The organism is Thauera sp. 63, from assembly GCF_000310165.2.
GTDB lineage: Bacteria > Pseudomonadota > Gammaproteobacteria > Burkholderiales > Rhodocyclaceae > Thauera > Thauera humireducens.
Map to the genome: position 1 here is coordinate 278,265 of NZ_AMXC01000001.1, position 16,570 is coordinate 294,834.

Annotated in this window: 10 protein-coding genes; 7 read left to right on the forward strand and 3 right to left on the reverse strand. The window is 68.2% G+C overall.

Annotation, left to right across the window (positions count from 1 at the left end):
- Positions 1 to 14 precede the first annotated feature (14 nt).
- The 3 genes from glgC to C664_RS01460 are packed head-to-tail and all read left to right on the forward strand — an operon-like array spanning position 15 to position 5,289.
- Positions 15 to 1,283, forward strand: a complete 1,269-nt coding sequence (glgC, locus tag C664_RS01450) for a glucose-1-phosphate adenylyltransferase (RefSeq protein ID WP_004251766.1) — start codon at positions 15 to 17, stop codon at positions 1,281 to 1,283.
- A gap of 10 nt (positions 1,284 to 1,293) precedes the next feature.
- Complete coding sequence (gene glgA, locus C664_RS01455) at positions 1,294 to 2,754, forward strand: glycogen synthase GlgA (protein WP_004251769.1); 1,461 nt, start codon at positions 1,294 to 1,296, stop codon at positions 2,752 to 2,754.
- Positions 2,755 to 2,811: 57 nt separating this feature from the next.
- Positions 2,812 to 5,289 carry a glycogen/starch/alpha-glucan phosphorylase gene (locus C664_RS01460; RefSeq protein WP_004251771.1) on the forward strand — a complete coding sequence of 826 codons (2,478 nt, stop codon included), beginning with the start codon at positions 2,812 to 2,814 and terminating at the stop codon, positions 5,287 to 5,289.
- Here C664_RS01460 and C664_RS01465 read toward each other — a convergent pair.
- The 3 genes from C664_RS01465 to C664_RS01475 all read right to left on the reverse strand — a co-directional run bounded on the left by C664_RS01465 (position 5,275) and on the right by C664_RS01475 (position 7,997).
- Positions 5,275 to 6,945 carry a phosphoethanolamine transferase gene (locus C664_RS01465; RefSeq protein WP_004251774.1) on the reverse strand — a complete coding sequence of 557 codons (1,671 nt, stop codon included), beginning with the start codon at positions 6,943 to 6,945 and terminating at the stop codon, positions 5,275 to 5,277. The genes C664_RS01460 and C664_RS01465 overlap by 15 nt on opposite strands.
- A 359-nt stretch (positions 6,946 to 7,304) precedes the next feature.
- Entirely contained in the window at positions 7,305 to 7,676 is a 372-nt protein-coding gene (locus C664_RS01470) for a helix-turn-helix domain-containing protein (protein WP_038010635.1), read from the reverse strand.
- Between the two features lie 18 nt (positions 7,677 to 7,694).
- Positions 7,695 to 7,997 (reverse strand): type II toxin-antitoxin system HigB family toxin, encoded by a 303-nt coding sequence (locus C664_RS01475; RefSeq protein WP_004251777.1) that lies wholly within the window; start codon positions 7,995 to 7,997, stop codon positions 7,695 to 7,697.
- A 135-nt stretch (positions 7,998 to 8,132) separates the two neighbouring features.
- On the opposite strand from C664_RS01475, the gene C664_RS01480 reads away from it, so the two are divergent.
- From C664_RS01480 to C664_RS01495, 4 genes are read left to right on the forward strand one after another with little or no spacing between them, the layout of a single operon-like run.
- The gene (locus C664_RS01480) at positions 8,133 to 9,650 is read left to right on the forward strand and encodes a TIGR02677 family protein (protein ID WP_004251778.1); all 1,518 of its coding nucleotides are present in this window, start codon (positions 8,133 to 8,135) and stop codon (positions 9,648 to 9,650) included.
- Positions 9,650 to 10,888 (forward strand): TIGR02678 family protein, encoded by a 1,239-nt coding sequence (locus C664_RS01485; RefSeq protein ID WP_004251781.1) that lies wholly within the window; start codon positions 9,650 to 9,652, stop codon positions 10,886 to 10,888. The genes C664_RS01480 and C664_RS01485 overlap by 1 nt, the downstream gene beginning before the upstream one ends.
- A gap of 11 nt (positions 10,889 to 10,899) precedes the next feature.
- Entirely contained in the window at positions 10,900 to 15,063 is a 4,164-nt protein-coding gene (locus C664_RS01490; RefSeq protein ID WP_004251783.1) for a TIGR02680 family protein, read from the forward strand.
- Complete coding sequence (locus C664_RS01495; protein WP_004251786.1) at positions 15,060 to 16,253, forward strand: TIGR02679 family protein; 1,194 nt, start codon at positions 15,060 to 15,062, stop codon at positions 16,251 to 16,253. Before C664_RS01490 ends, C664_RS01495 begins: the two co-directional genes overlap by 4 nt.
- The last annotated feature ends 317 nt before the right edge of the window (positions 16,254 to 16,570 follow it).

Below are 16,570 nucleotides of genomic sequence, written 5' to 3' on the forward strand. Positions count from 1 at the left end.
CGAGGGAGCGAACCATGGACATCAACCGCAGTGCCGAATCACGGATGCTTGCGCGACGAACCTTGGCCCTGGTGCTGGCCGGGGGGCGTGGTTCGCGTCTGCGCGATCTGACCAACGTGCGGGCCAAGCCTGCGGTCCATTTCGGCGGCAAGTTCCGCATCATCGATTTCGCCCTGTCCAACTGCATGAACTCGGGACTGCGGCGCATCGGGGTGATCACGCAGTACAAGTCGCACTCGCTGTTGCGCCACATCCAGCGCGGCTGGAGCTTCCTGCGCAACGAGATGAACGAGTTCGTGGACCTGCTGCCCGCCCAGCAACGCGTCGACGAGGAGCACTGGTACAGGGGCACGGCCGATGCGATCTACCAGAACCTCGACATCATCCGCGATTCGCGCCCGCCGGAGTACGTCGTCATCCTGGCCGGCGACCACGTCTACAAGATGGACTACTCCATCATGCTCGCCGACCATGCGGCGAGCGGGCGTGGCGTCACCGTCGGCTGCATCGAGGTGCCGCGCACCGAGGCGAGCGCCTTCGGCGTGATGGCCGTCAATGCGCAGCGCCACATCACCGCCTTCGTCGAAAAGCCGTCGGATCCGCCGACCGTGCCGGACAACCCCGACATGTCGCTGGCGAGCATGGGTATCTACGTGTTCACCGCCGAGTACCTCTTCCGCCTGCTCGACGAGGACGCCTGCAACCCGGACTCGAGCCACGACTTCGGCAAGGACATCATTCCGCGCGCGGTGGCCGAGGGCCAGGCGCTGGCCCACCCCTTCACCATGTCCGCCATCGCCACCCCGCCCTACTCGGGCCCCTACTGGCGCGACGTCGGCACGGTGGACGCGTACTGGGCGGCCAATCTGGACCTGGCTTCCACCACGCCGGCGCTGAACATGTATGACCGCGACTGGCCGATCTGGACCTACCAGGAGCAGCTGCCACCCGCCAAGTTCGTGCACGACATCGACGGACGTCGGGGCGAAGCGCTCAATTCGCTGGTGTCGGGCGGCTGCATCGTGTCGGGCTCCGTCGTCCGCAATTCCGTGCTGTTCTCGAACGTGCTGGTGCGCTCGTATTGCGACATCAGCGATGCGGTCGTCCTGCCCGACGTGCAGATCAACCGGCATTGCCGGCTGAGCAAGGTCGTCATCGACCGCCGCTGCAAGCTGCCCGAAGGGCTGGTCATCGGCGAGGATCCTGAGCTCGACGCCCGGCGTTTCCACCGTACCGAAAACGGCGTGGTCCTGGTGACCCGGGACATGCTTGCCGCACTCTAAGGAGATCACGATGCGCATCCTGCAGGTCTGCGCCGAAATCTATCCCCTGCTCAAGACCGGCGGCCTCGCCGATGTGGCAGGCGCCCTGCCCGCTGCGCTGAGCGCCTGCGGTGCGGAGCCCCGCGTGCTGCTGCCCGGATTCGCGCCGATCCTGGCCGACCTGCACGACGCGGTCGAGCTTGCCCGTCTCACGCCACCTGCCGGCCTTGAAGCCGCCGATGCCCGCCTGCTGCGTGGCAGGCTGCCCGCCTGCGGCGTCGACGCCTACGTGATCGACGCCCCCGCCTTCTACCTGCGCGCCGGCGGCCCCTACGCCGACGCGCAGCAGCACGCCTACCCCGACAACCATCGGCGTTTCGCCCTGCTCGGCTGGACGGCCGGCCAGCTCGCCCAGGGGCTGGACGGGGGCTGGCGGCCACAGGTCGTGCACGCGCACGACTGGCACGCCGCGCTGGCGCCGGCCTATCTGCGTGCAGCGCACGACGCCGGCGTCCGCGGCCTGCCCGCGTCCGTCTATACGGTGCACAACCTCGCCTACCAGGGGCTGTTCGACAGCCACCACTTCGCCGAACTGGGGCTGCCGCCATCGTTCTTCAGCATGCACGGGCTCGAGTTCCACGGCCGGATCAACTTCATGAAGGCGGGCCTGTACTACGCTGACCGCATCACCACCGTCAGCCCCGGCTATGCCCGCGAGATCCAGACCGCGGAGCAAGGCTGCGGCCTGGACGGCGTGCTCCGCCAGCGCACGCACGACCTGACCGGCATCCTCAACGGCGTGGACGAATCGGTGTGGAATCCGGCGCTCGACGCCCTGCTCCCCGCGCATTATTCGGTCGAGCAACTCGAGGGCAAGGCGCGCTGCAAGGCGAGTCTGCAGCAGGAACTCGGCCTGGCCGCGACGCCGACCTCGCCCTTGTTCTGCGTGGTCAGCCGCCTGACCGACCAGAAGGGCCTGCATCTGATCCTGCAGGCGCTGCCGGAGCTGGTCGCGCGCGGTGCGCAGTTCGCGCTGCTCGGCAGTGGCGACGCGGCGCTCGAGGCAGCCTTCCGCGCCGCGGCAGACGCGGACCCGGCGCACGTCGCCGTACGGATCGGCTATGACGAAGCCTTCGCCCACCGGCTCATCGCCGGCAGCGACGTCATCCTCGTCCCGTCACGTTTCGAGCCCTGTGGGCTGACGCAGCTCTACGGCCTCAAGTACGGCACCTTGCCGCTGGTGCGTCGCGTCGGCGGGCTGGGCGACACCGTCTCGGACAGCCGCCTCGAGACGCTGGACGAGGATGCGACCGGGTTCGTATTCGACGATTTCTCTGCCGCTGGCCTGCTTGGTGCCGCCCGGCGCGCGCTTGCCCTGTACCGCCGCCCGGCAGACTGGAAGTCGGTGCAGCAACGCGCGATGCGCCACCCTTCGGGCTGGCGCGATGCCGCCGACCAGTACCTCGCACTGTACCGCCAGATCGCAGCCTGACCGCCGACGACACCGACGCCTCGATCGCAACGACCGGACCGTAACTTGAACCCGCCCATGGACCTCTCCCAGTTCACCCACCAGTACGACCACCTGTCGCGCGACGTCGCGGCCTTCCGACGTGCGATCTCGAACAAGCTGATGTACCAGGTGGGCAAGAATCCGGAGTCCGCCCGGCCCGAGGACTGGCTCCATGCGGTGTCCTATGCGGTGCGCGACCATCTGGTCGAGCGCTGGATGAAGACCATCCGCGCCAGCTACGCGCAAGACGTCAAGCGCGTCTATTACCTGTCGATGGAATTCCTCATCGGCCGCAGCTTCAGCAATGCCCTGCTCGCGCTCGACCTGATGCCCACCGTGCGTCAGGCCTTGACCGAACTGGAAGTCGATCCGGACGTCGTCATCGACCTCGAACCGGATGCGGCACTGGGCAACGGCGGCCTCGGCCGGCTCGCGGCCTGTTTCCTCGATTCGATGGCGACACTCGGCGTGCCCGGATTCGGCTACGGCATCCGCTACGACTACGGCATGTTCCGCCAGCAGATCATCGACGGACAGCAGGTCGAGGTGCCCGACTACTGGCTGGCGCACGGCAACCCGTGGGAATTCCACCGGCCCGAGATCTGCTTCCGCGTACGCTACGGCGGACACCTGGAGCAGGAAGGCGATGTGGTCCGCTGGGTCGGCACGGAGGACGTACTGGCAAACGCCTACGACACGATCATCCCGGGCTACGGCACCGAGGTGACCAACACGCTGCGGCTGTGGTCGGCCAAGGCCACCGAGGAAATCGATCTGTCGGCCTTCAACCAGGGCAACTACTTCGGTGCGGTCGAGAGCAAGAACCACTCGGAGAACGTCAGCCGCGTGCTGTATCCGGACGATTCCACCCTGTCGGGCCGCGAGCTGCGTCTGCGTCAGGAGTACTTCTTCGTCTCGGCCAGCCTGCAGGACATCCTGCGCCGCTATCGGGTGAACCACCGCGATTTCGACGCCCTGCCGGACAAGGTCAGCATCCATCTCAACGACACCCATCCGGTGCTGGCCGTGCCGGAACTCATGCGCCTGCTCGTCGACGAGCACGGTGTGCCGTGGAAGGAGGCGTGGGCCCTGTGCCGGCGCGTGTTCTCCTACACCAACCACACGCTGATGCACGAGGCGCTGGAGACCTGGCCGGTGGACATGCTCGGCCGCGTGCTGCCGCGCCATCTGCGCATGATCTTCGACATCAACGCCGATTTCCTCGCCGACCTCACCGCCGCACACGGGCACGATGTCGAACTGATGCGCCGCGTGTCACTGATCGACGAGCACGGCGAGCGTCGTGTGCGCATGGCCTACCTCGCGGTGGTCGCATCGCATTCGGTCAACGGCGTGTCGGTGCTGCACTCGGAACTGATGAGGCAGTCGATCTTCGCCGACTTCGCCCGCCTGTGGCCGGAGCGCTTCAACAACAAGACCAACGGTGTCACCCCGCGGCGCTGGCTCGCACAGGCCAATCCCGGCCTGGCCGCCCTGCTCGACGCACGCCTCGGCACAGGTTGGCGACGCAACCTTCACGAACTGGCGGCCTTGCGCGAGTACCAGCACGAGCGCGACTTCCTCGACGCCTTCCGCTCGGTCAAGCGGGCGAACAAGCAGCGTCTGGCCGACTACGTCGGCGCACGCCTTGGCATCGACATCGACCCGGGCGCGCTGTTCGACGTGCAGGTCAAGCGCATGCACGAGTACAAGCGCCAGCTGCTCAACCTGCTGCACGTCATCGCGCGCTACCAGGCGATCCTCGCCAAGCCCGATGCGGACTGGGTGCCGCGCGTGGTGATCTTCTCGGGCAAGGCCGCGTCCGCCTATGTGATGGCCAAGCAGGTGATCCGCCTCATCAACGACATGGCTGCGGTGGTCAATGCCGACGCCCGGCTGCGCGGCCGGCTCAAGGTCGTCTTCATCCCGAACTACAGCGTCAGCCTGGCCGAGCTGATCATTCCGGCGGCCGACCTGTCGGAACAGATCTCGACCGCGGGCACCGAGGCCTCGGGCACCGGCAACATGAAGCTCGCGCTGAACGGCGCCATCACGATCGGCACGCTCGACGGCGCCAACGTGGAGATCCGCGAACAGGTCGGTGACGACAACATCTTCATCTTCGGCCATACGACCGCAGAGGTCGCCGACATCCGCGCGCAGGGCTACCAGCCGCGCAACTGCTACGCGGCCAATCCGCAACTGGCGGCGGCGCTGAATGCCGTACGTGACGGCCTGTTCAGCCCTGGCGAACGCGGGCGCTACCAGGCCGTGTTCGACGCGCTGATGAACTGGGGCGACCACTACCTGCTGCTGGCGGACTTCGCCAGCTATGTCGAGGCCCAGCAGCGTGCGGACGCGTTGTACCGGCAACCCGAGGCCTGGACCCGATCCGCGCTGCTGAACGTCGCCGGCATGGGCCTCTTTTCGTCCGACCGCACGATCGACGCGTACGCGCGCGAGATCTGGAAGACGACGCCGATCCGGCTCGACGCCGCCTCAGTTTTCGAATGAAGCCACGCTGACCGGAAGCTGTGGATCGGCCCAGCGGTATGCGGCGTCCAGAACGTCGCGACCCCGATCGTCGCCCTGCCAGCGGACGTCGAGCAGGTGCGCAAGCGTCCACCCGGTCCAGTCAACGCGGAAAGGACGGCGCCATGCATCCGCCGGCAGGGTGCTGCGGGCCTGGTTCTGCCAGACGATCGCGGGAATGCGGAAACCGGCAACGGTGTGCGAGCTGTGGCCGGCATGGTCGGCGTCATGGCCCACCTCCTGTCCATGATCGGACAGGTAGAGCCAGGCGCGATAGTCGCCGGAGCCCGGCGCCTGCCGCAGCAGTTCGAACGTTTCGGCCAGAACGGTATCGTGATGCAGGAGCGCCGCGTCGTACTCGTCACGGAGCACCTGCAGCCACACCGGTCGCCCTTCCTGCTCGAGTTCGTGCTCGACCACGTCGAATCCATCGTCGAACGGATTGGCCCCTTTCGGATAGCGGAAACTGTAATGCGGATGCGCTCCCATCAGGTGAACGACGATGAGCTTGCGCGGTTGCGGGTCCGCGAGCGCCGCCCGCAGGGGCTTCAGCGTATCGATGTCGGCAGAGCGGTTCGATCGGCCGGGCGTACGGCTCAGCCTCTCGATCCGGTCTGCAAAGGCGGCATGTGACTGATCGATGGCGATGTCGTCGTGATTGCTGATCCACGTGACGTGATAACCGGCGGCACGCGCCAGGGCCAGCACGTGCATCGGCTCCGGCGCGTTGTAGTTGCCGAACCAGAACAGGTTCCGCAAGGACGCCAGCGTACCGGCATCCACCGACCACGCATGCCTCAACACCAGAAAGGCGTCGCCGAGTTCATCCCGCAGTCGTTCAAGCCGTGGGGTCGTCTCCCGTGTGTAGCCATAGAGTCCGAGATTGTCGCGATTGACGCTGTCCGATATCACCACGACGACCGTCGAGGGCCCCTCGGACAAGACCGTCGGCTGCAGTCCGGCAGCCCGCGCAAGGGTTCGCTGCCGGAGTTCGTCCTGATCCGCCCATTCGTCACGGAGCTCCTGAACGGACGCCACCCAGTCGGACCAGAACACCAGTGGATGCAAGCGCCGCCACGGCTTGAGCGCATAGGCAAGCGCGCTGAGAAGCAGTACAGCACAAAGCAGCAGGGCCGACCATCGCCGCAGGAGGGGCATCCTGGCTCCGTTCGCGCGCGGCACGCCTGCCTGCACCGGGGAGACGGCCGTGCGCCGAAGCGCCCAGGCCATCGCAAGACCACCAGCCATGAGGACGGCGACCCAGGGCAGCATCGCGGGCCAGTACATCGAAAGATACTCGACGCTCTCGCCTGTACCCGTGTTCGCGACTGCGGTCAGGACCAGTGCGCTGTCGGCCGAAGCCTGATAAGTGCGTGCCAGATAGGCCCTGACTGCACCGTCGATCATGAAACCCCCCGCCCACAAGCCGACGAACAGGGCGCGCAGTCGGCACACGCGCAAGGCTTCAACCGGCCACAACAGAAGACACATCGCGGGCAGCGCCAAGACCATGACCTGGGCGAGACGGCGCAAGTCATGCGCGGGGATCAGCGTACATAGAACGGTGGCGAACACCACCGCGAACGCAAGCAGATCACTGGAACGAGCGGGAGAATGACCATCGCGGATGGCGTGCATGATCTGGTGGCCTGTCGGGGCTGGGCAAGGATTGTTGAGGTATGGACAACAGGATTCCGGCGGCTATGGACACGGATTCATGTCTGTCCGTTCCCGAACTGCCAGCGCCCACGTGCGACGCACACAAAAAAATCGCTGCCCCGCGCCGATGAAGGCGCGGCGGGGAGCGATTTCGTGGCTATTGCCCGTACCAGGCGCCACCCATCTTCACCCGGCAGGTTGTTCAATAATCGTGATCTGACGGTATCTGCGGCCGTACTTCTTGAACATTCCGCTGATACCGTAGGCGATACCGTCAATATGCCGTTAGCATTGGCGCGGAAGTCGAGACAAGTGCATCTCTCGCCAGCACCATCAAGTCAGCCCGCAACGGTCTCGGCAATCAGAACCTCGGCCGGAATGCCCAGGCCTTGGTGCAATCTACGGATCATGCCCAGTGTCAAGGGGCGCTTGTGGTTCAGGACTTCGTAGACACGGTTGCTCCGGCCAATGAATGGCTCCAGATCTTTCACCGACAGGCCGCTCTGCTCCATCCGGAATTTGATCGCTTCGACCGGATCCGGCACGCCAATGGGGAAGTGCTTGGCTTCATAGGCTTGCACCAGGGTGGTCAGAATATCCAGGCGGTCTCCCTCCGGGGTGCCCGGATCAGGGTCGAACTCCATCAAGGCCGAAATTTCCTTCAGCGTAGCCTTGTAATCGGCTTCAGTGTGAATAGGGCGGATGTCCATGTGGTCCTCCATGGTCACTCAGACCATTTCAATGGTTTCTGCGTCCACTTCGTCGTATTCCTTGTGGGTCCCGACGAATTTCACGTAGACGACCTGCAGCCTATAGGCGATGGCCACGATCAACCGGTAGTCGTTGCCTTTGATGTTGAAAACGACGCGCCGGTTCTTGAGGATGCTGGCGCTGCCGTACTGCGCCTTGATGTCCGATGGCTGAGTCCAGGACGCTTTGGTCACCTCCTCAAACCAAGCCTTCAAAGGCTGCTCGGCATCCGGATGAAGTTTCCAAAATTCCCGAAGGGTGGAGACGGCTATCACTCGCATCAGCAGCACTTTAGTCCCATTATGGGACTATCGCAAGCCGCTTCCGGGTTTTGGCTCGGTAGCGCAAACGCATATGCTCGACAACCGCCCGCATTGTTGCCAACATCGGGCGAACGCCCCCCCAGAATCCAACCCATGCCCTATTCGGACACATCGACCGACCTGTTCCGACACGTCAGCGCAGACAAGGCCGGCATCTACCGCAACATCATGGCGAGCTTCGCCGCGGCAAAACGCCAGTTCAGGCTCCACATGCGACCCGACGAGGTGCTGGCCGAAGCCCGGTGGAGCGATGGCGTACCGAAGCTCGAGGAGGTTCAGAGCGCGCTTGCTCAGCTCACCGAGTGGGGCAACCTCGAGGCGCAACCCGATACCGCGCGCGTTGCCAGCATCAGCGACTTCTACCGCGCCCGCTTCCTCTACCGCCTGTCCCATGGCGGCGAAGCCGTCGAGACGGCCATCACTGCCTTCGCCGAAGCGCTCGGTCGGCGTGCCGAGTTGCAGACGGTCGCGCTCGAAGACATCGCCAGCCGGCTCAAGACCTTGCTCGCGCTGGCCGACGCACCGGCGCTCGATGCGGCGAAGCTGCACGAAACCCTGCGCGATCTGGTGCGCGTGTTCGAAAGCCTCGCCGACAACGCCCAGGCCTTCATGGCCGGCATGGCACGCAGCATCGAGCTGCAGCAGGCCGACGCCACGGCGGTGGTCGCCTACAAGCAGCGACTGATCGACTACCTCGAGCGCTTCATCGGCGACCTCGTCGGGCGTTCCGGTGCGATCGCGCAGCACATTGCCCTGCTGCATCCGCGCATCGATCCGCTGTTGTGGGCGGCCGCGCAGCGCGAAGCGCGCGACGCCGCGCCCGGGGATGAACAAGCGCAGGCCGATGCACTCTCGCAGCGGCAGCAGGCCTGGCGCGAGCGCTGGAGGGGCCTGCGCGGCTGGTTCGTCAGCACCCATCATGAACCGCCGCAGGCCGAGGTGCTGCGCTCGAAGGCACGTGCGGCGATTCCGCAGTTGCTGGCCGCGGTCGCGGCGCTCAATGAGCGGCGCAGCGGGCGCAGCGATCGCTCTGCCGACTTCCGCGTGCTCGCCGGCTGGTTCGCGACCTGCGGCAGCGACGACGACGCGCACCGCCTGGGGCGTGCCGCCTTCGCCCTCAATCCGGCCCGCCATTTCTCGCTGAACCCGGGCGCCGGCCATGAGCTGCCGGCCACCACGCCGTGGGCCGAGGCGCCGCCGCTCTCCATCCATCCGCGCCTGCGCGAGTACGGCGAGGCCGCCCCGCGGGGCCCCTTGCCCAAGGTGCGCGAGCGCAGCGAAGAGCGCGCCCTGCTCGCGCGCCAGTTGCGGGAGGAACATCTGCAGGTCGAGGCCGCGCGGGTGCGCCTGGCGACCGGTCGAACGACGCGCCTGTCGGAGATCGGCCACCTCGATCCGCACGCCTTCTCGCTGTTCCTGTCGCTGCTCGGCGAGGCGTTGACGGCGCAATCCTCGCCCGACGACGTGGTCGAGCGCCAGACCGGCGACGGCCTGTTGCGCGTTCGCCTCGAGCCGCTGGAAGCGCACACCCGGGCCGAAGTCGTCACCGATGCCGGCGTCTTTGCCGGCCGCGACCACCGTATCACGATCACCGCCACGCAAGCGCCCTGATGACAACCGACAGCACCGCGATCGGCCAGCAGCAGGCCCTCCATCAACGCGAGGAGTTCACCGCCGCGCTGCGCGCCCTGTTGATGACGCCGCTGATGACACCGGCACACGCGGAATTCGCCGCCGTGCGCCGCCACGCCGATGCCTTGCGCGAATGGTTCGTCCGCGAGGCCGGCTGGCCCCTGCATATCGAACGCGATGCGGCGCGCCTGTACAAGCGTCCGGCCGACGTACACGACGCCACGCGTGGGCTGCCCGGCTACGAGCGCCGCCGCTATGTTCTACTGTGCCTCGCCTGCGCGGTGTTGGAGCGCGCCGACCCGCAGATCACGCTGCGCGTGCTCGGCGACCGGCTGCTCGCCCTCGCCGCAGACCCGGCGCTGGCCGCGCTCGGCTTTAGCTTCACGCTCCAGGCGCAGCACGAGCGGCGGGAGCTGGTCGCGGTGTGCCGCACGCTGCTCGAGCTCGGCGTCCTGCATCGCGTAGCCGGTGATGAGGAGGGCTTCGTGCACGGCGGCAGCGAAGGCTCGGACAGTCTCCATGACGCACTCTACGACGTGCAGCGGCGGGTCCTCGCCGGTGTACTCGCGGCATCGCGCGGCCCGTCCACGTGGCCCGCGGACGACGCTCCGGCCACGCTCGAGGCGCGGCTCGCCGCGCTGGTGGCGGAGCCGGTGCCGGACAGCGACGAGGGCCGACGCACGGCGCTGCGCCACCATTTGGCGCGCCGCCTGCTCGACGACCCGGTGATCTACCTCGACCGCCTCGACGCCGACCAGCGCGCCTACTTCATGAACCAGCGCGGCACGATGGCCACCCGGCTGTGCGACGCCACCGGGCTGGTCACCGAACAACGCGCCGAGGGCCTGGCGCTGACCGACGAGGACGGCGAGCTGACCGACGTGGCGATGCCGGCCGAAGGCACCGAAGCGCATGTCACCCTGCTCGTGGCCGAGTTCCTGACTGCGCGCGCAAACAGCCGCGCAAGCACCGACGAAGTCGCCGCATTTATTGCTGGCGCACGCCAGCGCTTCGGCAAATTCTGGCGCAAGTCCGCGCGTGAAGCGGGCTCGGAGCACGAGTTGGCGGCGACCGCGCTCGAACGCCTGCAGCGTCTTCAACTGCTCGAACGCGACGGTGCCGAAGTACGACCCTTGCCGGCGCTGGCGCGCTTTGCCGTCGGCGAGGCCGAGCTCAGGCCGGCGGCACCCGCCACCACCGGCACTCTGTTCGATTGAGACTGCAAGCCTTGGATACTCCGGATACCCTGCTCGACACCCCGTCCGACCTTGCGACGGCCGACGCCCGCCCGGCGCTGCCGCAGCCGACGCTGGCCCGCTGGCAACCGCTTCGCCTCGGCCTCGTCGAGCTGTTCCACTACGACAGCGAGGAATTCTGGTTCCGCGATGGCCACCTGCTGCTGCGCGGCAACAACGGCACCGGCAAATCGAAGGTGCTGTCGCTGACCCTGCCCTTCCTGTTCGATGCCCAGCTCAAGCCCTCGCGCATCGAGCCCGACGGCGACGCCGGCAAGAAGATGGCCTGGAACCTGCTGCTCGGCAAGATCGACCGCCGCATCGGCTATGCGTGGATCGAGTTCGGCCGCATCGCCGACGATGGCGAGCCCGACTATCTGACGCTGGGCTGCGGGCTCTCGGCGGCGGCGGCGCGGGCCCAGGTCGATGCGTGGTACTTCGTCCTCGAAAGGCGACGCATCGGCGAAGACCTGTGGCTCACCAGCCCGGCACGCACCGTACTCACCCGCGAGCGACTGAAGGAAGCCTTGCACGAGCACGGCCAGGTGTTCGACACCGCCGCCGCATACCGCCGGGCGGTCGACGAGCGACTGTTCCAGCTCGGTGCCGTCCGTTATGCGGCCCTGATGGACACCCTGGTCCAGTTGCGCCAGCCGCAACTGTCCAAGAAACCCGACGAAGGCAACCTCTCGGACGCGCTGACCGAGGCACTGCCTCCGCTGTCGGCCGAGCTACTGACCGACGTTGCCGACGCGCTCAACCAGCTCGAGGAATACCGCCGCGAGCTGCAGGATTACGAAGCGCTGGCTAAGGCCGTCGGCCAGTTCAACCAGCGCTACCAGCGTTACGCCGCGATCAACGCGCGGCGCCAGGCCCGCGGGCTGCGCAGCGCACAGAGCGGCTATGACACCGCCAGCCGCAATCTCAACGAAGCCCGCACCGAGTTGCAAACCTCGCAGCACGCCGAGGCGCGGGCGAAAGGCCGCCTCGATGCCGCCGAAGCCGCATTGCTCGCCGGCCGCACGCGGCTCGACCAGCTGCAGTCCGACCCAGGGATGAAGGACGCGAATCGCCTGAACCAGGCCGAACGTGACTCCGAATCGCGAGCCGCCGACCTCGTCGACGCGACGCGCATGAGTGACGAGGCAACCGCCCGCCTCGAGCGCGAACGTCGGGCGCTCGATGAACGGGGCACGCGCCGGACACAGGCCGAAGAGGCCCTCGCCACAGCACGCGAAGGCGTCGCCGCAGCGGCGCTGGCCAGCGGCATCGGCGAGCCGTGGCGAGACAATCCGCTGGCGGCGCTTCCGGCCGCCGAACTGGCAACCCTCGGCGACCTGCCCCTCGACACGGCCCTCCAGGATCTGCGCCAGGCAACCCAGGTTCGGCGCGAACAGCTCGCCCTGGTACAGCGCCGCGTAGCCGAGGTGGCGCAGGCCGAGGCCACCCACGCAAGCCGACAACAGGCCCGTGACGAACGACAGGACGAAGCCGAAGCGGCCGCCGCCCGCCGCAGCGTGGCCGACGCCGCGGTCGAGACCGAAGGCAGCCGCGTCGTCGAGGCCTGGCAGGCGCACTTCGCGAACCTGCAGGTGCTGCAGGTGGCTGAGCCGCCGCTGTCCGCGCTGGCCACGTGGGTCGCCAACCTGCAAGGTGACAACCCGGCCCGTGCCGCCTTGTCGTCCGCCCAGCAGCGCGCCGCCGACGAGTTGGCCGGGCAGCGCGCCGCACAGCTCGCTGCGCAAAAAACGCTGCACGACGAGCAGGCGACGCTGCGCGCCGAGCACGAGCGACTTGCGCAGGGCGAAGACGCCACCCCGCCGCCGCCTTATACCCGCGGCACCGAGGCCAGACGGCAACGGGCCGGTGCGCCGCTGTGGCAGCTGGTCGATTTTCACGAGCACATCGACGCCGCCCAGCGTGCCGGCCTCGAAGCCGCGCTCGAGGCGGCCGGACTCCTCGACGCCTGGGTCACCCCCGATGGCCGGCTGCAGGCGGCCGACGGCGCGCCGCCCCTGCACGACACCCAGTGGCTGGAGCGGCCACGCTGTGACGCCTCGCTCGCCGCCTGGCTTACCCCGTCCGCCTCGGCGGCAACGCCCGCAATCGATGCCGCGCTGCTGACGCGCCTGCTCGAAGGCATCGCCTGCTCCGCGCAAGACGACGGCCGGGCCGAAGGCTGGATGGCCCCCGACGGCCGCTTTCGCCTCGGCGCCCTAGCCGGCGCGTGGGCCAAACCGCAGGCCACGTACATCGGCTACGCGGCCCGCGCCGCCGCTCGAGCGCGACGGCTCGCCGAGATCGATCTTCGCCTGGGCGAGATCGCCGACGCTTCACGCCGGATCGACGATGCGCTGACCGAGCTTGCTCGGCGCCAGGAGCGGGCGGCCGCCGAATGGAAGGACGCACCGTCCGACGAGAGCCTGCGCGCCGCCCACGCCGACGCCGCGGCCCGCGAGCGCGAGTTCCAGACTGCGAAGAGCCGGCTCGACGAAGCCGAGCGGCAGCTGCGCGCAGCCTGCGACGCCTTGCAAAGCCGCCGCGATGCGCTGGCCGCCGACGCGGCCGATCTGCGCCTGCCCACCGATGCAGCGGCGCTGGAAGCCGTCGGCGCCGCTCTGTTGCACTTCGGCGAGACCCTGCACGGGCTCTTGCGGGTAGCGCATGAGCTACGCCTGTCGGCAACGGAACTCGCCCGCCAGCAAGCGCGGACGAGGGAAGCCGAGGCCGACGCGCGCCAGCGCGCCGAGCAGTTCGCCGAGCGCGGCCGGCTCGCCCAGGAGTCGCAGGTGCGCCTCGCCACCTTGCGCGAATCCATCGGCGCCCAGGTCGATGAGCTGCAGCGGCGGCTGCGCGAGGCGCGCACTGCCGTCAGCGACGGCGAACGCCATGTGAAGGCCGAAAGCGAAGCCCTGCGCACCGCCGGCGAGGCACGCGCGCGCGGCGAGCAGAAGGTGCTCGACGCCGACGCCACGCTGCAGGAACGCGCCGCTACCCGCCAACACGCCATCACACAGCTGCAGGGCTTTGCCGCCACCGGCCTGCTGTCCGCCGCGCTCCCCGAGGCCGAGCTGCCCGACCTGCGTGCGCCCTGGACGATCGAGCCGGCGCTCACGCTGGCCCGCCGCACCGAGCAGGCACTGGCGCAGGTGGTGGACGACGACGAGGCCTGGACGCGCATCCAGAGCCAGATCTCCCACGACTACGGCGAACTCGGGCGCGCCCTCACGGCGCTCGGCCAGCAGGCCCAGGCCGACACCAGCGACTACGGCATGGTCGTCAGCGTCATCTACCAGAACCGTCCGGAGCGCCCCGACCAGCTGACCGCCCGGCTGGCTGCCGAGATCGCCCAGCGCCGCGAGCTCCTGACGGCGCGCGAGCGCACCCTGCTAGAAAATCACCTCCAGGCCGAGATCGCCGCCGAGGTGCAGCGGCTCCTGCAGGCGGCCGAGCGGCAGGTCGATGCGATCAACAAGGAGCTGAACAAGCGCCCGACCTCCACCGGGGTCAAGTTCCGCCTCCTGTGGCAACCGCTGCCCGAGGGCGGCGAGGGTGCACCGGTGGGCCTGGAGGCCGCGCGCAAGCGCCTGCTCAACACCAGCACCGACCTCTGGTCGGCCGAGGACCGGCGGGTGGTCGGCGAGATGCTGCACCAGCGCATCGCCGCCGAACGCCTGAAGGCCGACGCCGTCGGCGGCAGCCTGCTCGAGCAGCTCGCCCAGGCGCTCGACTACCGGCGCTGGCACCGCTTCCGCGTCCAGCGCTGGCAGGACGGGCAGTGGCGTCCGCTCTCCGGTCCGGCCTCGAGCGGCGAACGCGCGCTCGGCCTGACGGTGCCGCTGTTCGCCGCCGTGTCGAGCTTCTACAGTCAGGCCAGCTACGCCTTTGCGCCCCGCCTGGTGCTGCTCGACGAAGCCTTTGCCGGCATCGACGATGCCGCCCGTGCGCATTGCATGGGGCTGATCCGCGAGTTCGACCTCGATTTCGTCATCACGAGCGAGCGTGAATGGGCCTGCTATGCCGAGCTGCCCGGCGTGGCGATCTGCCAGCTGCAGCGGCGCGAGGGCATTGACGCAGTGCATGTGTCACGCTGGACCTGGGATGGACGGGCGCGCCGGCGTGAAGACGATCCCGATCGGCGCTTTCCCCCCGAATGACCGTGGATGCCCGCCTTCAACGGCTGCTCGGCGGCGAACCCCTTGCGGCGCTGCGCAAGCGGCTGCGCCAACGCTATGCGCGCGGCGCGCCGGCCGACGTCCTGCGTCTGGGCTCGCTGAGCGAGGCCGAGCATGCCGCCCTCGCGGCACTTTCCGGCCGACCGGCGCGCCCTGTGCGGTCGATGCAGATCGACGTGGCGGAGATCGACGCAGCGCTCGCCCGGGCCGGTCTCGCCTCGTCCTTGCGCGATGCGCTCGAACAACTCGACGGACCGATCATCGACGCCAAGGCCGAACGCCTGCACGTTCGCTGGCAATGGCAGCAGGTGGTCGAGGGCTGCGCACACCCCGGCCTGCGTTCGGCGCTCCAGACATCCGTCGGACTCGGGCTGCTGAAGCGCTTGTGTGCCAGCCAGCCCGAGGCCGGCGCCCGCTTGGTCCTCGACGCTGATCAAGTGTTGCGGCGGCTGCCCGCAGGGGGGATTCCGCGGGCGCAGCTGGCCGTTGCTACTCTCGGTAATGCGCACGCGCTCGACGCCGGCAGCCCGGTCGCCACGCTGGTCCTCTCGGCCCTGCGCCAGGGGGCCGCGCCCGACGATGACGCCGACCGGGTACGGGACCTCTGGGCCGCGGCCGGCGTGCTGGTCAATGAGCTGGCGCGGCCTGCGCTGACCCTCAACCTCCCCGGACCGACGGGCACCGAACCGGGCGAACCGACCTATTTCTCGCTACGCAGCCTGGTACGATCGCCGCCGGCCTGGGCCGTCACGGGCCGCCCGGTCTTCATCTGCGAGAACCCGAACCTGCTCGCGATCGCCGCCGACCAGCTGGGGCTGCGCTGTGCGCCGCTGGTATGCACCGACGGCATGCCGGCCGCGGCCCAGCGCCTCCTGCTCACGCAATTGCGTGTCGCCGGAGCAACGCTGCATTACCACGGCGACTTCGACTGGCCGGGCCTGTGCATCGGCAACCAGATGATCCGTGAGCACGACGCCCGGCCGTGGCGCTTCTCGACCGCCGACTATCGCGCAGCCGTCATCGGCGCACCACGTCCCGGTCGCCTCCTCGACGATGCCGCCGTCACCGCGCTGTGGGACGACACGCTCGCCGGCGCGATGCTCGCCGAACGACTGGCGATCGACGAGGAAGGACTCGCCGACGTGCTGCTCGACGACCTGCAACATTGCTGAAGCTGACGTGCGCCCCCGGTCACCCCCCGCCCCGCAACGGCGCTTCATCGAGGGACTCGGGAAGCGGCATCGCAACGATGCCGGTGATCCTGAGCCCGGACGAGGTGAAGCGCGGAACAAGCGCAACAGCACGCGCACCGGCAGGAAAAACCCGGCTCAGGATCCGGTCCGGCACCTCAGCGCCCGGCAACTCGACCGTGCCATCCACGCCGCTGCCGACGAAGCCGGCAGGCGAGCATCAACAACACACCCTCCTTGAAGGCGCCAGCATGTCCGAAACTTGTAGATGATTTTCGGACATGGCGCTCTCGACTGCG